This window comes from Pseudomonas sp. Z18(2022), assembly GCF_036346535.1.
In the GTDB taxonomy this organism is placed as follows: domain Bacteria; phylum Pseudomonadota; class Gammaproteobacteria; order Pseudomonadales; family Pseudomonadaceae; genus Aquipseudomonas; species Aquipseudomonas yamanorum_A.
In genome coordinates, this window is sequence record NZ_JAOTOA010000002.1 from 131,667 (window position 1) to 151,018 (window position 19,352).

Annotated in this window: 18 protein-coding genes; 7 read left to right on the forward strand and 11 right to left on the reverse strand. The window is 61.2% G+C overall.

Annotated elements, in window-relative coordinates; all coding sequences use genetic code 11:
• The first annotated feature begins 111 nt into the window (after positions 1 to 111).
• The 3 genes from V3W39_RS05935 to mgrA all read left to right on the forward strand — a co-directional run bounded on the left by V3W39_RS05935 (position 112) and on the right by mgrA (position 3,639).
• Positions 112 to 1,002: a LysR family transcriptional regulator gene (locus tag V3W39_RS05935; RefSeq protein ID WP_177120360.1), complete on the forward strand. Its 891-nt coding sequence runs from the start codon at positions 112 to 114 to the stop codon at positions 1,000 to 1,002.
• 161 nt (positions 1,003 to 1,163) lie between these two features.
• On the forward strand, positions 1,164 to 2,492 hold the full coding sequence (locus V3W39_RS05940; protein WP_259195365.1) for an OprD family porin: 1,329 nt from the start codon (positions 1,164 to 1,166) through the stop codon (positions 2,490 to 2,492).
• Positions 2,493 to 2,601: 109 nt separating this feature from the next.
• On the forward strand, positions 2,602 to 3,639 hold the full coding sequence (mgrA, locus tag V3W39_RS05945; RefSeq protein ID WP_003211877.1) for an L-glyceraldehyde 3-phosphate reductase: 1,038 nt from the start codon (positions 2,602 to 2,604) through the stop codon (positions 3,637 to 3,639).
• Between the two features lie 137 nt (positions 3,640 to 3,776).
• Here the strand turns inward: mgrA and tauD are convergent, their stop codons facing one another.
• The 7 genes from tauD to V3W39_RS05980 form a co-directional block, all read right to left on the reverse strand.
• A complete protein-coding gene (gene tauD / locus V3W39_RS05950) occupies positions 3,777 to 4,613 on the reverse strand; it encodes a taurine dioxygenase (protein WP_330212352.1) in 837 nt (278 codons plus the stop codon).
• A 22-nt stretch (positions 4,614 to 4,635) separates the two neighbouring features.
• On the reverse strand, positions 4,636 to 5,472 hold the full coding sequence (gene tauC / locus V3W39_RS05955) for a taurine ABC transporter permease TauC (protein ID WP_259195180.1): 837 nt from the start codon (positions 5,470 to 5,472) through the stop codon (positions 4,636 to 4,638).
• Positions 5,469 to 6,248 (reverse strand): taurine ABC transporter ATP-binding subunit, encoded by a 780-nt coding sequence (gene tauB, locus V3W39_RS05960; RefSeq protein ID WP_177040929.1) that lies wholly within the window; start codon positions 6,246 to 6,248, stop codon positions 5,469 to 5,471. Before tauB ends, tauC begins: the two co-directional genes overlap by 4 nt.
• Positions 6,249 to 6,266: 18 nt before the next feature.
• Entirely contained in the window at positions 6,267 to 7,244 is a 978-nt protein-coding gene (tauA, locus tag V3W39_RS05965; protein WP_003213167.1) for a taurine ABC transporter substrate-binding protein, read from the reverse strand.
• Between the two features lie 242 nt (positions 7,245 to 7,486).
• On the reverse strand, positions 7,487 to 9,070 hold the full coding sequence (gene gshA, locus V3W39_RS05970) for a glutamate--cysteine ligase (RefSeq protein ID WP_177075914.1): 1,584 nt from the start codon (positions 9,068 to 9,070) through the stop codon (positions 7,487 to 7,489).
• 214 nt (positions 9,071 to 9,284) lie between these two features.
• Positions 9,285 to 9,668 carry a PaaI family thioesterase gene (locus V3W39_RS05975; RefSeq protein WP_008435797.1) on the reverse strand — a complete coding sequence of 128 codons (384 nt, stop codon included), beginning with the start codon at positions 9,666 to 9,668 and terminating at the stop codon, positions 9,285 to 9,287.
• Complete coding sequence (locus V3W39_RS05980; RefSeq protein WP_177040933.1) at positions 9,668 to 11,992, reverse strand: Tex family protein; 2,325 nt, start codon at positions 11,990 to 11,992, stop codon at positions 9,668 to 9,670. The genes V3W39_RS05975 and V3W39_RS05980 overlap by 1 nt, the downstream gene beginning before the upstream one ends.
• Before the next feature lie 356 nt (positions 11,993 to 12,348).
• On the opposite strand from V3W39_RS05980, the gene ompR reads away from it, so the two are divergent.
• The gene (gene ompR / locus V3W39_RS05985; RefSeq protein WP_003213175.1) at positions 12,349 to 13,089 is read left to right on the forward strand and encodes an osmolarity response regulator transcription factor OmpR; all 741 of its coding nucleotides are present in this window, start codon (positions 12,349 to 12,351) and stop codon (positions 13,087 to 13,089) included.
• 116 nt (positions 13,090 to 13,205) lie between these two features.
• Positions 13,206 to 14,519, forward strand: a complete 1,314-nt coding sequence (locus V3W39_RS05990) for an ATP-binding protein (RefSeq protein ID WP_003213176.1) — start codon at positions 13,206 to 13,208, stop codon at positions 14,517 to 14,519.
• Positions 14,520 to 14,648: 129 nt separating this feature from the next.
• On the opposite strand, the gene rimK is transcribed toward V3W39_RS05990, so the two are convergent.
• Genes rimK through rimA form a run of 3 tightly spaced genes read right to left on the reverse strand, consistent with a single transcriptional unit; the run spans position 14,649 to position 16,829 of the window.
• Positions 14,649 to 15,554 carry a 30S ribosomal protein S6--L-glutamate ligase gene (gene rimK, locus V3W39_RS05995; protein WP_003213178.1) on the reverse strand — a complete coding sequence of 302 codons (906 nt, stop codon included), beginning with the start codon at positions 15,552 to 15,554 and terminating at the stop codon, positions 14,649 to 14,651.
• Positions 15,551 to 16,033, reverse strand: coding sequence for a retropepsin-like aspartic endopeptidase RimB (rimB, locus tag V3W39_RS06000; protein ID WP_026078048.1), 483 nt, complete (start codon positions 16,031 to 16,033; stop codon positions 15,551 to 15,553). Before rimB ends, rimK begins: the two co-directional genes overlap by 4 nt.
• 16 nt (positions 16,034 to 16,049) lie before the next feature.
• The gene (gene rimA, locus V3W39_RS06005) at positions 16,050 to 16,829 is read right to left on the reverse strand and encodes a S6 modification regulatory phosphodiesterase RimA (protein WP_294738513.1); all 780 of its coding nucleotides are present in this window, start codon (positions 16,827 to 16,829) and stop codon (positions 16,050 to 16,052) included.
• A gap of 116 nt (positions 16,830 to 16,945) precedes the next feature.
• Between rimA and V3W39_RS06010 the strand changes: the two genes are divergently transcribed.
• Complete coding sequence (locus V3W39_RS06010) at positions 16,946 to 17,353, forward strand: RNA-binding S4 domain-containing protein (RefSeq protein WP_003213184.1); 408 nt, start codon at positions 16,946 to 16,948, stop codon at positions 17,351 to 17,353.
• A gap of 42 nt (positions 17,354 to 17,395) precedes the next feature.
• Here the strand turns inward: V3W39_RS06010 and V3W39_RS06015 are convergent, their stop codons facing one another.
• On the reverse strand, positions 17,396 to 18,196 hold the full coding sequence (locus V3W39_RS06015; RefSeq protein WP_330212353.1) for a phosphatase PAP2 family protein: 801 nt from the start codon (positions 18,194 to 18,196) through the stop codon (positions 17,396 to 17,398).
• A 125-nt stretch (positions 18,197 to 18,321) separates the two neighbouring features.
• Between V3W39_RS06015 and hslO the strand changes: the two genes are divergently transcribed.
• Complete coding sequence (gene hslO / locus V3W39_RS06020) at positions 18,322 to 19,224, forward strand: Hsp33 family molecular chaperone HslO (RefSeq protein ID WP_177040939.1); 903 nt, start codon at positions 18,322 to 18,324, stop codon at positions 19,222 to 19,224.
• Positions 19,225 to 19,352 lie beyond the last annotated feature (128 nt).

Here is a 19,352-nt window from a genome sequence, read left to right on the forward strand (position 1 = left end):
GTGAGCGTTCCTTGGAGTGGGTGTGCAAGCAGATTCACATGTTTACCCAGGTCGATAAATGCGCCAGAGTTGCCTTGACTGTTCAAGAATCGCCAACAATGGAGACGCACTGTGGACCAGGTCAAAGCGATGAAAGTGTTCGTACGGATCTACGAGCGCAGCAGCTTCACTCTAGCTGCCGATGACCTGAACCTGCCGCGCGCGACTCTGACCCACACCCTCAACCAGTTCGAAGCCTGGCTGGGCACGCGGTTGCTGGAGCGCAGTACCCGCCGTGTACGGCCCACGCTGGATGGCGAGGCCTACTACCTGCGTTGCGTGCAACTGCTGGCGGAGTTGGAAGAGGCGGAACTGGCATTCCGTTCAGTGGCGCCCAAGGGCCGTCTGCGAGTGGATTTGCATGGCACCCTGGCCAAGTACTTCGTGATCCCGGCACTGCCGCAATTCATGGCGCGCTACCCGGAAATCGAACTGTCCATCAGCGAGGCCGACCGCTTCGTCGACCTGATCGCCGAAGGCGTGGATTGCGTGCTGCGGGCGGGCACCCTGGGAGATTCGGCGTTGATCGGCAGACGTGTTGCGACGCTGCGCCAGGTGACCTGCGCGAGCCCGGCGTACCTGCGTAAATATGGCGAGCCAAAAAGCCTCCCCGACCTTGGCGAGCACCGCGCGGTGAACTACGTTTCGCGCACCACCGCCAAGCTGTTTCCGTTCGAATTCATGGTCGACGGCCAAGTGCGGGAAGTCACGATCGAGGGTGCCTTGTCGGTGTTTGGTGCAGAGATTTACTCCGCCAGCGCGGTGGCCGGACTGGGCATTATCCAGTGCCCGCACTACCGCATGGCCGAGTTGATTAACCAGGGCGTGATGCAGGAAATCCTCACCGATACCCCGCCGCCGCCCATGCCGGTTTCGGTGCTCTACCCGCAAAACCGACACATGTCGCCGAGGGTGCGAGTGTTCGTCGATTGGCTCGCCGAAATCTTCGCCACTGCCCGCTAACCCGCGTACTTGCTGGGTTTCTTAAATTTAATTTCATCCGGGTAAAGGGTGTTTTGACTCCGAACTGTCACATGGCCATCGCCTAATTGTGTGAAGCGTTTGACGCTTTCATTTCAGAACAGTGACGGAGACCGGTACCAATGAAGACGTTATTAAGCCCCATGGTGGGTGCCGCCATGGCGAGCTTTATGCTGTCCGCCCACGCCGATTTTATCGATGACAGCCACGCCGACGTGACCCTGCTGAACCGCTACCTCAACCAGCAGGGGCGCGATGTGGTGAACAGCAATAACAAGGCCCACAGCATCCGTGACTGGGGCCAGGGTTTCGAATTCAACTTCAAGTCTGGCTACACCGAAGGCCCGGTCGGTTTTGGTCTGGACCTGCAGGCGTTCTACGGCTTGAAACTGGACTCCGGTGGCGACCTCAACGACAAGGATCACCAGGGCCGCTACCCCGGCAGCATGTTCCCGCTGGATAACGGCAAGTCCGCCGACCAGTTCGGCGTGCTCAGCCCGACCTTCAAGATGCGCTTCGCCCAGGATGAATTGCGCGTCGGTACGCTCTACGGCAACAACCCGGTACTGGCCAACACCGACGGCCGCCTGTACCAGCAGACCAACACCGGCGTGCAGTTGGTTTCCAAAGACTTGACCGACTTCACCTTTACCGCCGGTGACATCCTCAAGACCAAGATCCGCAACGAAACCGGCGACCAGGGCATGATCACCGCCGGCGGCACAAAAGAGAGCGATCGCTTCCTCTACGGCGGCGCGGACTACAAAGGCTTGCCGGACACCACCATCAGCCTGTGGTACTCGAACCTCGAGGATTACTACCAGCAGTTCTTCCTCGGTGCCAAGCGCCATGACGCCTTGCCTGTGGGCGCGATCGACACCGACGTGCGCCTGTACCGCAGCCTGGGTGTAGGTGAAAACGCCTCCGGCGACAAAGACTATTCCGCTGCCGGCCTCTACGGCGACGGCACCTCCAAGGGTCGCATCAACCAGTCCACCGTCAGCCTGCTGGAAAGCTACAGCCTGGACGGCCATACCGTCGGCCTGGGCATCCAGAAAAACAGCGGCGACAGCGACTTCCCGTACCTGGATTCCGGCCTGAACAGCGGTGCCAGCAACCAGGGCCCGGGTTCGGGCGCCGACACCCCGGCACTCACCAACATGCAACTGAACAAGTTCCAGCACGCCGGCGAACGCACCTGGCTGGCCCAGTACAAATATGACTTCGGCAAACTCGGCCTCAACGGCCTGACCTTCGCCACGTCCTACGCCCACGGTGATGACATCCGCACCACCCAAGGCACTACCAGCGAATGGGAACGTAACGTCACCGTGGCTTACCAAGTGCCCACCGGCACCCTCAAAGGCCTCGGCGTAACCTGGCGAAATGCCCACGCCAGCCCGGATATCACCGGTGCCACCGTGCAAGATGAAAACCGCTTCTATGTGAGCTACGTCGTTCCACTCTGGTAGGAAATTGCTGTACAAAGAGCAAGCACACTTAAGCGATTCAGCTGCTTAAAAGGCTTGGGAATATCGTTATTCCCAGGCCTTATTTGCTCATAAGACCAGAGAGGATTCGATGACTTACATTGCTGCCGAAAACCGCTATGAATCTATTCCTTATCGCCGCGTAGGTCGCAGCGGACTGGTGCTGCCGGCACTGTCCCTGGGGCTGTGGCACAACTTTGGCGACAGCACCCCCATCGACACCCAGCGCGCGTTGTTGCGCACCGCGTTCGACCTGGGGATCAACCATTTCGACCTGGCCAACAACTATGGCCCTCCGTACGGCAGCGCCGAGATCAACTTCGGCCGTTTGCTGCGCGAAGACTTCAAGCACTACCGCGATGAACTGATCATCTCCAGCAAGGCCGGCTGGGACATGTGGCCGGGCCCATACGGCCAGGGCGGCGGTTCGCGCAAGTACGTCCTGGCGAGCCTCGACCAGAGCCTGCAACGCCTGGGCGTCGACTACGTGGACATCTTCTACTCCCACCGTTTTGATGCCGACACCCCACTGGAAGAAACCGCCAGCGCACTGGCCACCGCCGTGCAACAGGGCAAGGCGTTGTACATCGGGATCTCGTCTTATTCCGGCGTGAAAACCCGCGAGATCGCAGCGCTGCTGCAAGAGTGGAAAGTCCCGCTGCTGATCCACCAACCGGCCTACAACCTGCTCAACCGCTGGGTGGAAAAAGACCTGCTGGACGTCACCGAAGAACTCGGCGCCGGGGTGATTGCGTTCACGCCATTGGCCCAGGGCCTGCTCACCGACAAATACCTCAACGGCGTACCGGCGGATGCACGGGTGAATCGTCCGGGTGGTGGTTCGTTGCAGGCCAAGCACTTGTCCGAGGCCAACATTGCCCACGCGCGTGCGTTGAACGAAATCGCCAAGCGCCGTGGCCAGAGCCTGGCGCAGATGGCGCTGGCGTGGACGTTGCGTGATCCACGGGTCACCAGCGCCCTGATCGGTGCGAGCCGGCCGGAGCAGATCATTGAAAACGTCGGCGCGTTGCAGAACCTGAGCTTCAGTGCGCAGGAGCTGGCGGAGATTGATCGGTTTGCCCAGGAAGGCGGGATCAACTTGTGGGAAAAGCCGTCTACGGCTGAATAAGCGGTTTCTGAATCAACCCCGGTCACCTGTGGGAGCCGGGCTTGCCCGCGATGGCGGAGTACCAGTCGATGAATATGTCGCTGACCCACCGCTATCGCGGGCAAGCCCGCTCCCACATTAGATCTGTAGCGTTCTTTCTAGAACGGCACATCCCCCAAAATCGTCGCCCGATGCATCACCCGCCGTTGCGGCCGGTAATCATCCACCGCGTAATGCTGGGTCACGCGGTTATCCCAAAACGCTACGTCATTTTCCTGCCAGCGCCAGCGAATGGTGAACTCCGGCCGGGTGGCGTGTGCAAACAGCAGCTTCAACACCGCTTCACTTTCCGCCGGCTCCAGTTCGTTGATCTTGCTGGTGAACCCCTCACTGACGAACAGCGATTTGCGCCTGCTCACCGGGTGCGTACGAATCACCGGATGAGACAGCGGCGGGTTCTTGCGCCGGGCTTCTTCCCAGCGCGCCAGGTCTTCCGGCGTGTTGCCGTAACGCTCCAGCGGGAAGGATCGGGTGAAGTCATGGGTTGCCGTCAAACCGTCCAGCAGTTTCTTGAACGGCTCCGACAACGCCTCATACGCGGCAATCCCGCTGGCCCACAACGTATCGCCGCCAAACTCCGGCAACAGCTTGGCGCTGAGTACCGCGCCGAGGGCTGGCGTTGGCAGGAAGGTCACGTCGGTGTGCCAGATGGCGTTGTCGCGCACGTCGGTCACGGCGGTGTCGAGGATCAGCACTTCAGGCTGTTCCGGCACGTTGGGGTAGATCGGGTGAATGTGCAGGTCGCCGAAATGTGCCGCGAACCGCGCCTGTTGCTGCGGGTTGATTGGCTGGTTGCGGAAGAACAGCACCGAATGCTTGAGCAGCGCCTGTTCGATGGCGTCGCGGTGTTCGATGGTCAGCGGTTGGGTAATGTCGACGCCACTGATCTGGGCGCCAAGGGCGGTGCTGAGAGGCGTTACGGTCAGGCTGCTCATGGGGTTCTCGTCGAATATGTGCTTAGTGTGCCTGGCCATGCCAAGGCACCAGTTTGCGCTGCAGGGCACGCAAGCCCATTTCCATGGCGAAGGCGATCAGTGCGATCACCAGAATCCCCAGCACCACCACATCGGTGACCAGGAACTGCGCCGCGGACTGCACCATGAAGCCCAGGCCGCTGGTGGCGGCGATCAGCTCGGCGGCCACCAGTGTCGACCAGCCGACACCCAGGCCAATCCGCACGCCGGTGAGGATGTCGGGCAGGGCGCTCGGCAGGATCACGTGGCGAATCAGCTGTGCCCGTGTTGCGCCCAACGACTGCGCAGCGCGCAACTTGGCCGGGTCGACAGTGCGTACGCCGGTGGCGGTCGCGATGGCGATCGGCGCAAAAATCGCCAGGTAGATCAGCAGCACCTTGGACAGCTCGCCGATGCCGCACCAGATCACGATCAGCGGCAGGTAAGCCAGGGGTGGAATCGGCCGGTAGAACTCGATCAGCGGGTCCAGAATGCCCCGGGCGATGCGATTGGAGCCGATGGCAATGCCCACCGGCACGGCGGTCAGCACCGCAAAACCGAGGCCCAGGCCGATACGCTTGAGGCTCGCACCCAGGTGCTGCCACAGGGTGGAGTCCATGTAGCCGGTGGTCGCCAGCAGCCAGCCTTTTTGCAGCACGGCCGAAGGCGGTGGCAGGAACAGCGGTTCGATCAGCCCGCTGGCGGTTACGGCCCACCAGATGGCAACCAGAGTGAGAAGGGTCAGCACGCTGATCCAGCGGGTGCTCAGGCTGCGGCGTACGGGCGTGACGGGTTTGGTCGCCGGCTTGGCGGCCGTGGCCGGTAATTCGTAACTGCTCATGCGGACACCTGCCGTTGGGAGAACACCTTGCCCAGCACGTGTTCGCGGGTTTCGATAAAGCGCGGGTCGGACTTGATCGCCCGTGCCGATTCGCCCGCAGCGTAGCGCTGGCCGAAGTCCAGGCTCAGGCGCTCGACGATCTGCCCGGGGTTGGGTGCCAGCAGAATCAGGTCCGTGGCGAGGAACACCGCTTCTTCGATGTCGTGGGTAATCAGGAAGACGGGTTTTGCCGTGCGTCGCCAGACTTGCAGCAACAGCTCCTGCATCTGTTCGCGGGTGAAGGCATCGAGGGCGCCGAAGGGTTCGTCCATCAGCAGTACGCGTGGGTCGGCAGCCAACGCACGGGCCAGGCCGACGCGTTGCTTCTGGCCGCCGGAAAGTTGCCAGATGCGGCGACTGTCGAAACCGGCGAGGTCCACCAGGGCGAGCATTTCCCGGGCGCGGATTTCCCGCTGGGCCTTGGACACGCCGGCCAGTTCCAGGCCGAAGCCGACGTTGGCCAGCACGTCCTGCCAGGGCAGCAGGGCGTCGTCCTGGAACACCACGCCGCGTTCGGCGCTGGGGCCTTTCACCGGCACGCCGTCAAGGGTGATGCGCCCGGCGCTGGGTTCGACAAAACCGGCAATCAGGTTTAACAGCGAAGTCTTGCCACTGCCGGAAGGGCCGAGGGCCACCAGCAATTGCTGGGGCCCAAGGCTCAGGGAAATATCTGCCAGTACTGGCTCCGGGCTGCCTGGGTACTGTGCGCTGATGCGCTCCAGTTGTAGCAAGGCCATCGCGGTTAACTCCTGGTATCAGTTAGTGATGAACTTCGGGCTGACGTACGGGGCGTAGTCCGGCAGTACGGCGTCGACCTTGCCTTGTTCCTTGAGGAACGCAGCAGTGTCGGTGACGGCCTTGGTGGTCGGTGCGCCGAGCAGGGTCACCTGGTCAGCCGCCAGCGGGTACACGTTGCCTTGCAGCAGCAGCGGAATGTCGCTGGCCTTGGCCCCGGAGAGCTTCACCAGTTTGTCGACGTTGCCTTTGTCAGCCAGCCAGGCTTGTGGGTCTTTGCGGTAAGCGGCGTAGGCATCCAGGGTGACTTTGGCAAAAGCCGTGACGATTTCCGGGTGCTTCTCGGCGAAATCCTTACGCACGATCCAGGCATCGAAGGTCGGCGCGCCAAACTTGGCCAGTTCGCCGGAGGTGATCAGCACCTTGCCGTTTTCCTTGGCCACGCCCAGGGCCGGGTCCCACACGTAGGTGGCGTCGATATCACCGCGCTTCCAGGCGGCGATGATGGCCGGCGGGGCGAGGTTGAGGATGGTCACTTTCGAAGGGTCGATGTTCCAGTGCTTCAGCGCGGCCAGCAGGCTGTAGTGGCCGGTGGAAACAAATGGCACGGCGACTTTCTTGCCGATCAGGTCCTGCGGGCTGTTGATCCCGGAACCGTTGCGGGCCACCAGGGCTTCGGCACCGCCGATCTGGGTGGCGATCAGGAAGGTTTCCACCGGCACCTTGCGGGTTACCGCAGCGGTCAGCGGGCTGGAACCGAGGTAGCCGATCTGCACGTCGCCGGAAGCGATGGCGGCGATGATGTCGGCACCGTTGTCGAATTTGCGCCAGTCGATCTTGGCGTTGGTGGCTTTTTCGTACGCGCCGTCGGCCTGGGCGACTTTCGCCGGGTCGACGGTGGTCTGGTAAGCGATGGTCACGTCGGCGGCCTGGGCAAACAGGCTGGCACCGGCCAGGGACAAGGCCGCCAGGAGGCGAAGGGGGAAGTGCAGTTTCAAGGGGAGAGTCCTCATCAGGCGGCCGGAGGTCGGCGTGTGAGAAGACTAAATGATCTAAGAATCCGAAAATAAATAACATTTTCGAATTAGCTTATGAGGAGAAGTGAACCTGAAGCTTGGGTCTGCAGAGGTCAAATGTGGGAGCTGGCTTGCCTGCGATGGCATCGACTCGGTACTACTGAAGTACCGAGGCGCCTGCATCGCGGGCAAGCCCGGCTCCCACAGGGTTTTGCGTAAGGCCTTTAGTTGCTGATGGCGAGGATGCTCGCCTGGTACGAGCCGACAAACACGTCAAAGTCGCCCACTTCGTTCTGCTCCAGCTCCGCCTGCTGCGCCAGCGAATTACGCGCCAGTTCCTCAAAGCGTGCCTGTTCCTCAGCCTTCAACGGCTCGCTGCGGAAATGCTCGGCGTGCACCTGACTCTGATGCAGCGAAAACTGCGCAAAGCTCTCTTTACGTTCGCTCATCGCCGCCAACACCTGGGCCGACGGGGTCAGGGACGAGTCCTTGACCTTCGCCAGTTGGGCGTCCAGCGCCTGGCTGTGCTCAGTGATGCCCTGGCTCTGGTCCAGCAAGGCTGCCAGCGGAGCAATCTGCTCCAGCAGCTCGGCCGCCCATTCCTTCATGTCCACCGATTCGCCACGGCGCTGCAATTGCAGGCCCGGACGGCGACCTTCCTTGACCACGCTGAGGAAGTTGGAGGTGGCGTTGCCGCACTCGTTGTCGGCGAACAGCGGGCTGTCGTTGAGTGCGCAATACAGCAGGAACGCATCGAGGAAGCGCGACTCCTGCAAGTCGATACCCATCGGCAGGAACGGGTTGATGTCCAGGCAGCGCACTTCGATGTACTGAATGCCACGGGCCATCAGCGCCTGGATCGGCCGTTCGCCGGTGTAGGTCACGCGCTTGGGCCGGATGTTGGAGTAGTACTCGTTTTCGATCTGCAGGATGTTGGTGTTGAGCTGTACCCACTCACCGTCCTTATGGGTGCCGACTTCGACGTACGGTGCGTAGGGCGTTGCCACCGCTTCGCGCAGGCTGTCGGTGTAGCTCGCCAGGTCGTTGTAGCACGGCGTCAGGCCGGCCTGGGCGTTGCTCTGGTAACCCAGGTCGCTCATGCGCAGGCTGGTGGCGTACGGCAGGTACAGGGTGTCGGCATCCAGCACTTCAAGCTGGTGCGAGCGACCGCGCAGGAAACCCGCGTCCAGGGCCGGCGAGGCACCGAACAGGTACATCAGCAGCCAGCTGTAGCGGCGGAAGTTACGGATCAGTGCGATATAGGCCGTGGACTGATAGTCCCGGTCGGTGCCCACAAAGCCTTCGGCTTCCTTGAGCAGCGGCCAGAGGTCTTCCGGCAGGGAAAAGTTGTAGTGGATCCCGGCGATGCACTGCATGGTCTTGCCGTAACGCAGGGCCAGGCCCTTGCGATACACGTACTTGAGCTGTCCGATGTTGGAGGTGCCGTAGTAGGCAATCGGAATATCTTCCTCGGCCGGCAACGGGCACGGCATCGATGGACTCCACAGGTACTCGTTGCCGAGCTTGCTGTAGGCAAAACGGTGGATCTTGTCGAGGCTGCTCAGGGTGTCGGCCGGGTTGGGCAGGGCCGGCGTGATGAACTCAAGCAGCGACTCGGAATAGTCGGTGGTGATCTGTTCGTGGGTCAGTGCAGCGCCCAGGGCCTCGGGATGCGGCGTTTGTGCCAGTCGGCCTTCACCGGTGACGCGCAGGCATTCGCGCTCGATGCCGTGCAGGCATTGCTCGAGCAAAGAGAGGTGTTCGTGCTTGCCGAGCAATGCCAGGCGGCGGTTGAGAAGTTCGCTCAAGTTGGATTCCTTCACGCGTCAGTCGCCCCAATATGGGGGTGGGCAGGACGGTCTACAAGGGTGAAGTGGAAACTGGCGTTATCGCCTGGTTTTCGAGCCGGATTGACCCACTCTGAAAGAGCCGCCCTCGTCCTTGAATCTGGCTATCGCGCACGAAGAAAAGTTCGGCGCAACTTTCGCAGCGCCGAAATTAACTCAAATCGATGACAGGGAGCTATAGGACAGCGAAGGTGCCTTGTGCTTTTGCGACCAGTTTTTCGTCCTGGTACACGTCAGCCTCGACCACCAGCGTGCGCCGGCCGGGGTGAATCACCCGCGCGGTGCACAGCACGTCGCCGTCGGAAACGGCGCGGATGTAGTTGATCTTGCATTCGATGGTCGCGCTCTGCTGGTCGAAACCATGGGAGCTGGAACACGCCAGCCCCATGGCAATGTCCACCAGGCTGAAGATCGCCCCGCCATGGAGTTTGCCAGCGCGGTTGCGCAGCTGTGGTTCCAGGGTCATGGCCACCTCGGCAACACCGGTTTCCAGGCGTTGCAGGCGGCAGCCAATGAGTTCGCTGAAAGCACTGTGGGTCAAGCCGGCTGGCAGTTCCATTAACGTTTCTTCAGTTGTTTGGCGTTGGCGAACAGCGAAGCCATGGCGTTATTGGCCGGGGCTGGGGCTGCGGTTTCCTTGCGCGGTGCGCTGCCTTGGGACTGGCGTGGCGCAGAGCCTGGGCGTGCGCCGCGGGCACCGTCGATTTTCTCGCCGGGGGTGTCGCTCATGCGCATCGACAGGCCGACGCGTTTGCGCGGGATGTCGACTTCCATGACTTTCACCTTGACCACGTCACCGGCTTTCACCGCTTCGCGAGGGTCTTTGATGAACTTCTCCGAAAGCGCAGAGATGTGCACCAAACCGTCCTGATGCACGCCGATATCCACAAACGCGCCGAAGTTGGTCACGTTGGTGACCACGCCTTCGAGGATCATCCCCAGTTGCAGGTCCTTGAGGTCTTCGACGCCTTCCTGGAACTCGGCGGTCTTGAACTCGGGGCGCGGGTCGCGGCCAGGTTTCTCCAGCTCTTGCAGGATGTCGGTGATGGTCGGCACGCCGAAGGTTTCGTCGGTGTACTTTTTCGGGTCCAGGCGCTTGAGGAACGCGGCGTCGCCGATCAGCGAGCGGATGTCGCGGTCGGTTTCAGCGGCAATGCGTTGCACCAGCGGGTAGGCTTCCGGGTGAACGGCCGAGGAATCCAGCGGGTTGTCGCCATTCATGACGCGCAGGAAGCCGGCAGCTTGTTCGAAGGTTTTTTCGCCCAGGCGTGCGACTTTTTTCAGCGCTGCACGGGTCTTGAACGCACCGTTCTCGTCGCGGTGGGTCACGATGTTCTGCGCCAGGGTCGCGTTGAGGCCGGAGATACGAGCCAGCAGCGCAACCGAGGCGGTGTTCACGTCGACACCGACGGCGTTCACGCAGTCTTCCACCACCGCATCCAGGCCGCGGGCCAGCTTCAGCTGCGACACGTCATGCTGGTACTGGCCGACACCGATGGATTTCGGATCGATCTTCACCAGTTCGGCCAGTGGGTCCTGCAGGCGGCGAGCGATGGACACGGCGCCACGGATCGACACGTCGAGGTCCGGGAATTCCTTGGAAGCCAGTTCCGAGGCGGAGTACACCGAAGCGCCGGCCTCGGAGACCATCACCTTGGTCATCTGCATGCCTGGGTATTTTTTGATCAGTTCGGCGGCCAGCTTGTCGGTTTCACGGCTGGCGGTGCCGTTGCCGATGGCGATCAGGTCTACCGAGTGCTTGGCGCACAGGGCGGCCAGGATCGCGATGGTCTGGTCCCACTTGTTGTGCGGCACGTGGGGGTAGACCGTGGCGTGGTCGAGCATCTTGCCGGTGGCGTCAACCACGGCAACCTTGCAGCCGGTACGCAGGCCCGGGTCGAGGCCCAGGGTGGCGCGCGGGCCGGCCGGCGCGGCCAGCAGCAGGTCGTGCAGGTTGTGGGCGAACACGCTGATGGCTTCGGTTTCGGCGCCGTCGCGCAGTTCGCCCAGCAGGTCGGTTTCCAGGTGGGTGTAGAGTTTGACCTTCCAGGTCCAGCGCACGACTTCACCGAGCCATTTGTCCGCAGGACGATTCTGATTCTGGATGCCGAATTGTTGACCGATCATGCCTTCGCACGGGTGCATGGTGCCCGGCAGCTCGTCGCCGACTTTCAGCGCGGAGCTCAGAATACCTTCGTTGCGACCGCGGAAAATCGCGAGGGCGCGGTGGGACGGCATGCTTTTCAGCGGCTCGTCGTGTTCGAAGTAATCGCGGAACTTGGCGCCTTCCTCTTCCTTGCCGGCGATTACGCGGGCACTGAGGGTGGCTTCCTGCTTCAGGTAGCTGCGCAGTTTTTCCAGCAGGTTGGCGTCTTCGGCGAAACGCTCCATGAGGATGTACTTGGCGCCTTCGAGGGCGGCCTTGACGTCGGCGACGCCTTTTTCGGCATCGACAAAGCGTGCGGCTTCGCTTTCCGGGGCCAGGGACGGGTCGTTGAACAGGCCGTCGGCCAGCTCGCCGAGGCCGGCTTCCAGGGCGATCTGGCCCTTGGTGCGGCGCTTCTGCTTGTACGGCAGGTACAAGTCTTCGAGGCGGGTCTTGGTGTCGGCGAGCTTGATGTCGCGTTCCAGTTGCGGGGTCAGCTTGCCTTGCTCTTCGATGCTGGCGAGGATGCTGATACGCCGTTCGTCGAGTTCTCGCAGGTAGCGCAGGCGCTCTTCCAGATGCCGCAACTGGATATCATCGAGGCTGCCGGTGACTTCTTTACGGTAACGGGCGATGAAGGGCACCGTGGAGCCTTCATCCAGTAGAGCGACGGCCGCTTCGACCTGTTGTGGGCGTACACCGAGTTCCTCGGCGATGCGGCTGTTGATGCTGTCCATAAAACCACCTGAAATTCTGAAAGCAGGCTCGCAGGCCCGGAAAACAAGGCTTGCGAGGCTGGTTGAGCGGCCCGACTGGCGCCGCTGCCTGGGTCAAGAGGCAGCCTATTGACCCTCGAAATCGAAAAAATCACTACAAGCGGGTAAAAAAATCCCCTGGCAGTAAGCGGTAACGAACTGACGTTGCCCTGCACAAAGGCGCCGCATTATAACCAGCGTTCCGCCCTTGGGGGGATTGCGGCCAAGGTTGTAGGGCGCGGGTTCGCTGGCGGTAGAGGAAAAATCTGCTAACAATGCACACGGTGCGTATAACGGCAGCTACGCCATAATGCGCGCCGAGATAAGAGGAGCATCTAATGAGCAGCACTGCACAAACTGCTGAAGGCGAAAAAATTCTCATCGTTGATGACGATCCGGGGCTGAGCAGCCTGCTGGAGCGTTTCTTCAACTCCAAGGGCTATCGTGCCCGCGCGGTGCCAAACACCGAACAGATGGACCGCCTGTTGGGACGTGAAGTCTTCAACCTGGTGGTGCTGGACCTGATGCTGCCCGGCGAAGACGGCCTGACCGCCTGCAAACGCCTGCGCGGCGCCAACAATCAGATCCCGATCATCATGCTGACCGCCAAGGGCGATGAGCTGAGCCGCATCAAGGGCCTCGAACTGGGCGCCGACGATTACCTGGCCAAGCCGTTCAACCCGGATGAGCTGATGGCCCGGGTCAAGGCCGTACTGCGTCGCCAGGCCGCCCCGGTACCGGGCGCTCCAGGCAGCGAAGACGAAAGCGTGACCTTCGGTGACTACGAGCTGTCGCTGGCCACCCGTGAGCTCAAGCGTGGCGATGAAGTGCACATGCTGACCACCGGCGAATTCGCCGTGCTCAAGGCACTGGTGATGAACGCTCGCCAGCCGCTGACCCGCGACAAGCTGATGAACCTGGCCCGAGGCCGGGAGTGGGACGCCCTGGAGCGCTCCATCGACGTACAGATCTCCCGTCTGCGCCGGATGATCGAGCCCGATCCATCCAAGCCGCGTTATATCCAGACGGTGTGGGGTGTGGGTTACGTGTTTGTGCCGGACGGCACTGCAACCAAGTGACCAATGATTTGCAGAGGCGGGCCTGCCGGTGATGACTCGATAAGAGTCAGCCGGTTGCCCGGCGTTTGCAATTCTGCGAGCTTCGCTCGCGCCTGCAAGGTGTCCAGCTGTCTTTTATGAAAACCCCGTTGTGGTTCCCGCAGAGTTTCTTCTCACGCACCCTTTGGCTGGTGCTCATCGTCGTACTGTTTTCCAAGGCCCTGACACTGGTTTATCTGTTGATGAACGAAGACGTGCTGGTGGACCGGCAGTACAGCCACGGTGTCGCCCTGACCTTGCGCGCCTACTGGGCCGCAGACCCCGAGAACCGCGAGAAGATCGCCAAGGCCGCTACCCTGGTTCGGGTTGCGGGCGCAGGCGTGCCCGAGGGCGAGCAACATTGGCCCTACAGCGAAATCTACCAACGCCAGATGCAGGCCGAACTGGGTGAAGACACCGAGGTGCGGCTGCGCATGCATGTGTCGCCGGCACTGTGGGTGCGGGCGCCAAGCTTGGGCGAGGACTGGCTGAAGGTGCCGCTGTATCCGCATCCGCTGCGGGGGCAGAAGATCTGGAACGTGCTGGGCTGGTTCCTGGCGATTGGTTTGCTTTCCACCGCGTCTGCCTGGATTTTCGTGCGCCAGCTCAACCAGCCGCTCAAGCGCCTGGTGTTTGCCGCACGCCAACTGGGCCAGGGCCGCAGTGTGCGCCTGCCCATCAGCGATACACCGAGTGAAATGACCGAGGTGTACAGCGCGTTCAACCAGATGGCCGAGGATGTCGAACAGGCGGGACGCGAACGCGAGCTGATGCTGGCGGGGGTATCCCATGACCTGCGCACGCCGCTGACGCGGTTGCGGCTGTCCCTGGAGCTGATGGGCAACCACACCGACCTGACCGACGACATGGTTCGCGACATCGAGGACATGGACGCGATTCTCGACCAGTTCCTGGCGTTTATCCGTGACGGTCGCGACGAAGTGGTGGAAGAGGTCGACCTGACGGACCTGGTACGTGAAGTGGTGGCGCCCTACAACCAGAACGGCGAGCAGGTTCGCATGCGTTTGGAGCCGATCCAGCCGTTCGCGTTGCGCCGGGTATCGATGAAGCGGTTGCTGAACAACCTGATTGGCAACGCCTTGCATCACGCCGGTTCCGATGTGGAAGTGGCGGCGTACGTGTCCGGGGATACCAGCGCGCCTTACGTCGTGCTGAGTGTGATGGACCGTGGCGCCGGTATCGATCCGGCGGAACTGGAAGGCATCTTTAACCCGTTCACCCGTGGCGACCGTGCCCGGGGTGGCAAGGGCACCGGCCTGGGGCTGGCGATTGTGCGGCGAATTGCTTCGATGCATGGCGGCAATGTTGAATTGCGCAACCGGCCGGATGGCGGCCTGGAAGCACGAGTGCGTTTGCCGTTGGGGCTGATGCTGCCTAGAGACGCGGTCTAACACCCAACACAGATTAAATGTGGGAGCGGGCTTGTGTGGGAGCCGGGCTTGCCCGCGATGGCATCACCGCGGTTCGCCAGAAAAACCGAGGTGCCTGTATCGCAGGCAAGCCAGCTCCTACAGGGGGGATTAACCCTTGCCCTTGGTGCGCGTCATATTCGGCCCACCACTCTTCTCCAGATGCTGAATGATGATCCCCGCCACATCCTTGCCGGTGGTGGTTTCAATCCCTTCCAGGCCCGGTGACGAGTTCACCTCCATCACCAACGGCCCGTGGTTGGAACGCAAGATATCCACACCCGCCACACTCAGCCCCATGACCTTGGCCGCGCGCAGGGCCGTCATGCGCTCTTCCGGGGTGATCTTGATCAGGCTGGCGCTGCCGCCACGGTGCAGGTTGGAGCGGAACTCCCCCGGCTTGGCCTGACGCTTCATCGCGGCAATCACCTTGTCGCCCACCACGAAGCAGCGGATATCCGCACCGCCGGCTTCCTTGATGTATTCCTGCACCATGATGTTCTGCTTGAGGCCCATAAACGCCTCGATCACCGACTCGGCGGCCGTTGCCGTCTCACACAGCACCACACCGATGCCCTGGGTACCTTCCAGTACCTTGATTACCAGCGGCGCGCCGTTGACCATCTCGATCAGGTCGGGAATATCGTCCGGGGAGTGTGCAAAACCGGTGACCGGCAAGCCGATGCCACGGCGCGACAGCAACTGCAGCGAGCGCAGCTTGTCCCGCGAACGGGCGATGGCCACCGATTCATTCAGGGGCGAGACCCCCATCATTTCAAACTGGCGCAACACCGCGCAGCCATAGAACGTCACCGAAGCACCGATACGCGGGATCACCGCATCGAAGCCTTCCAGCGGCTTGCCCCGGTAGTGGATCTGCGGCTTATGACTGGCAATGTTCATATAGGCGCGCAACGTATCGATCACCACCATCTCATGGCCACGTTCGGTGCCGGCCTCGACCAGGCGACGGGTGGAATACAGACGCGGGTTACGCGACAGCACAGCGATCTTCATGCAACACCTGTGGCAGAGGTAGTAGATACCGGGAACACCGGCTTGTCTTGAACGTATTTGAGCCCGGGATTGACCACCAGCTGGCCGTCAATCAGAGCCTTGGAGCCCAGCAACAGCCGGTAACGCATCGCCTTGCGGCAGGCGAGGGTGAATTCCACCCGCCACACCCGATCACCCAGGGCCAGAGTGGTGCTGATCACATACCGCACCTGGGCCTGGCCGTTGGAGCTTTTAATGGTTTTCATCGCCACCAGCGGCGCTTCGCAACGCCGGTGACGCAGTTGCACCACGCTGCCCAGGTGCGCGGTGAAGCGCACCCACTTTGCACCGTCGCGCTCAAATGGCTCGATCTCGGTGGCATGCAGGCTTGAGGTACTGGCGCCGGTGTCGATCTTGGCGCGCAGGCCAGCCACTCCCAAGTCGGGAAGTGCCACCCACTCACGCAGACCCACAACGGTCAAATGGTCAAATGTCTTCAATATGAATAACCGGCAATTAATTCGCCCAGGCGCCAGGTGAAACCTCGGCCAGGGCTTTGAATGCAGGCTTGGCGAACCAGTAGCCCTGCATCAGAAATATTCCACAGTCGGCGAGGAAATCCCGCTCGCCGGCACTTTCGATACCTTCGGCGATGACAGTAACGCCCAACTGCTCACAGATTGTGACAATCCCCCGGACGATCACCTGACGGACACGATCACGGTCGACATCGCGGATCAGCGCCATGTCGAGTTTGATCAAGTCAGGTTGGAAATCGGCCAGCAGGTTCAGCCCCGAATAGCCCGCCCCGAAATCGTCGATGGCGGTCTTGAAGCCGAATTCGCGGTATTCACGCAGAATATTCGTCAAATGGCGATAGTTATCTACGTGCTCGCTTTCCAGTGTCTCGAAAATCAGCCGGTCCAATGGAAAATTATGCGTGCGGGCCGCTTCCAGGGTGCTGCGAATGCACAACTCGGGCCGATAGACCGCATTGGGCATGAAGTTGATTGAAAGGTGCGTCTGCAGGCCCAGTGTCGAGGCGGTGGCGATGGCCTTGGTGCGGCATTGCTGGTCGAAACGGTAGCGATTGCTGTCGTTGACCTGATCAAGTACCGACAACGCACCCTCACCCTTAACGCCGCGCACCAGGGCTTCATGGGCGAAGACCGAGTGGTCGCGCAGGTCCACGATAGGCTGATAGGCGAAGGCAAACTCAAAGCCCAGCGGTTCGCTTTGCTGGCAACCCGCGCAGCCTTGTTTGGGCGAGGTGAGTGAAATGGGAAAGTCGGTCACGCGTTAACCTCGCGAAAACAGGTTGCTACCTGGCGTATCTTAGGTGAGCTCAAGGGTTTATGCGTTGAAGGCTTTCAACGGTAAAGTTGCGACATTTTTCAGAGCGAGGAATTCAAGTGGCTCAGAAGCAGGAAGAGGAAGAAAAAGTCCGTCTGGACAAGTGGTTGTGGGCGGCGCGCTTTTTCAAGACCCGTGCCCTCGCCAAGGCGGCTATCGAGAGTGGCAAAGTGCATTGGCGGGGCGAGCGCTGCAAGCCTGGCAAGGAGCCGCGCATTGGCGATGAGTTCCAGATTCGTGCCGGTTTTGATGAGCGAACCGTGGTGGTCCAGGCGCTTTCAATTGTGCGAAGGGGCGCTCCCGAGGCGCAGGCCTTGTATACCGAAACCGAAGCCAGCATCGCCAAGCGCGAAAACGCGGCGGCCATGCGCAAGGCTGGTTCACTGGGCATGACTACCGACGGCAAGCCGAGCAAGAAGCAGCGGCGCGACCTGTTCAAGTTTCGCGGCAGTGGCAACGATGATTAACCGTAAAAGCGCAGGAGCCAGGCCGGCTCCTGCAACTTCGCTTCAAACGCTGCGAATAACGCTCAAGCGATTAACCAGCGGCACCCGCTGAAACCACTCGAACACCGGGCTCGTCACCTGCATCAGAAATCCCGAAACCTTCGCTGCAAACGGCGTGTAGTAACCCCAGCCCAACGCCAACAGCGCCAGCAACACCCCGCCGATGTAATCGTCCTGCCCCCAATGTGCGCCGGCCACCAGCCGCGGCATCATGAACAGCAGCGCCAAGCCCCAGATCACGAGAACCTGGCCGATGCGCTTGGCGAACACGGTCATGAACATTCCCCAGATCAACAAAACTGACGCGTGATCTCCCGGGAAACTCTGGCTGGAGCGGTCCTTCAGTTCCCAGGTTTTTTCAAGGCCGGGGAAATAGTCACTCATCTGGATCGCCCCGCTGATCACCATCGACGGGCTATGGTGTTGCCAGCCCATCTGCGCCGCCAGCTTGGAAAACAGCATGCGGATAAACAGCAACAGCAGCAGAATGCCCAGGAATCCGAAAAACGCCGGGCGCACTTCAATCGCCTTGAACACCCAGTCGCCGCGGATCAACAGCGTCAGCAGAATCACCCCGACCACCGCGTCAAACGGGCGCAAACTGGCCACCGCCCACACATGCAGCCACGCGGGGCTGCTGGCAAGAGGGTCGTTGAGCAGATGAAACAGCCACTCGTCGAAAACCACGCAGAGCGCCTGGCCCGCCGGCCAGAGCCAAAAACACAGCAGCCCCACAGCGAGTAAATTGCACAGGGCCAATCGCCCGAGGTTCCACTTGGCTTGGAACAAACCCGGATTGTTCATAAACTGTTTCCTCTTTGCTTTAAAGCGCTTCGTTTTCCCGTGGAAGGCCGCACCAAAATAGTGCTAAAGCGTGCAATTCTATAAACCTTGTCATCTTTTTGTCATCAATTCAGATACCCAGACCTATGACTGATCTACCGGATACCGACTTCACCCAACGCTTCATCTTCGACGACAGCGACGCCCGCGGCGAACTGGTCGCCCTGGAGCGCAGCTATGCCGAAGTCCTCGCCAAGCACCCCTATCCGGAGCCGGTCGCGCAGTTGCTCGGCGAACTGATGGCGGCCGCCTCGTTGCTGGTGGGCACCCTGAAGTTCGATGGTTTGCTGATCCTGCAGGCCCGCTCCGAAGGCCCGATCCCGCTGCTGATGATCGAATGCTCCAGCGAGCGCGAAATCCGTGGCCTGGCCCGTTACGACGCCGACCGCATCGCCCCCGACGCGACCCTGGCCGACCTCATGCCTGACGGCGTACTGGCACTGACCGTCGACCCGACCGTAGGCCAGCGCTACCAGGGTATCGTCGACCTTGACGGCGAAACCCTGTCCGACTGCTTCACCAACTATTTCGTGATGTCCCAGCAAGTGGGCACCCGCTTCTGGCTAAACGCCGACGGCAAGCGCGCCCGTGGCCTGCTGCTGCAACAACTGCCGGCCGACCGCATCAAGGATGAAGAAGACCGCGCCGACAGCTGGGCACACATCACCGCCTTGGCCGGCACCTTGAAAGCCGAAGAACTGATGGGCCTGGACAACGAAACCATCCTGCACCGCCTTTACCACGAAGAGGCCGTGCGCCTGTTCGACGTGCAATCCCTGCGCTTCCACTGCAGTTGCTCCCGCGAGCGCTCCGCCACTGCCCTGGTCAGCCTGGGCCTGGAAGACGCGCAGGATCTGGTGGTGGAACACGGTGGCAACATCGAGATCGACTGCCAGTTCTGCAACCAGCGCTACCTGTTCGACGCCGCCGATATTGCTCAATTATTCGCCGGCGCGGGCGTCGACACCCCTTCGGGCACCCGCCACTAAAACGTTTAAGCACAGGTAAATCACCTGAGAAACGCCAGATTTCCGCCGTTCTGACCGGAGGGCCCTACTCTTTTTGGGCTTTTCTGGCATAATCCGGCCCACTTTTTTCGCGGTAGTAGTGCGCAACT

Bases quoted from the DNA above. Each gene is read 5' to 3' on its own strand.
- tauB (WP_177040929.1), bottom strand. From the start codon at position 6,248: ATGGCCTTGCTACAACTGGAGCGCATCAGCGCACAGTACCCAGGCAGC.
- ompR (WP_003213175.1), top strand. From the start codon at position 12,349: ATGAGCAGCACTGCACAAACTGCTGAAGGCGAAAAAATTCTCATCGTT.
- V3W39_RS05980 (WP_177040933.1), bottom strand. From the start codon at position 11,992: ATGGACAGCATCAACAGCCGCATCGCCGAGGAACTCGGTGTACGCCCA.
- rimK (WP_003213178.1), bottom strand. From the start codon at position 15,554: ATGAAGATCGCTGTGCTGTCGCGTAACCCGCGTCTGTATTCCACCCGT.
- hslO (WP_177040939.1), top strand. From the start codon at position 18,322: ATGACTGATCTACCGGATACCGACTTCACCCAACGCTTCATCTTCGAC.
- mgrA (WP_003211877.1), top strand. From the start codon at position 2,602: ATGACTTACATTGCTGCCGAAAACCGCTATGAATCTATTCCTTATCGC.
- V3W39_RS05940 (WP_259195365.1), top strand. From the start codon at position 1,164: ATGGTGGGTGCCGCCATGGCGAGCTTTATGCTGTCCGCCCACGCCGAT.
- tauD (WP_330212352.1), bottom strand. From the start codon at position 4,613: ATGAGCAGCCTGACCGTAACGCCTCTCAGCACCGCCCTTGGCGCCCAG.
- V3W39_RS05990 (WP_003213176.1), top strand. From the start codon at position 13,206: ATGAAAACCCCGTTGTGGTTCCCGCAGAGTTTCTTCTCACGCACCCTT.
- V3W39_RS06015 (WP_330212353.1), bottom strand. From the start codon at position 18,196: ATGAACAATCCGGGTTTGTTCCAAGCCAAGTGGAACCTCGGGCGATTG.
- V3W39_RS05975 (WP_008435797.1), bottom strand. From the start codon at position 9,668: ATGGAACTGCCAGCCGGCTTGACCCACAGTGCTTTCAGCGAACTCATT.
- tauC (WP_259195180.1), bottom strand. From the start codon at position 5,472: ATGAGCAGTTACGAATTACCGGCCACGGCCGCCAAGCCGGCGACCAAA.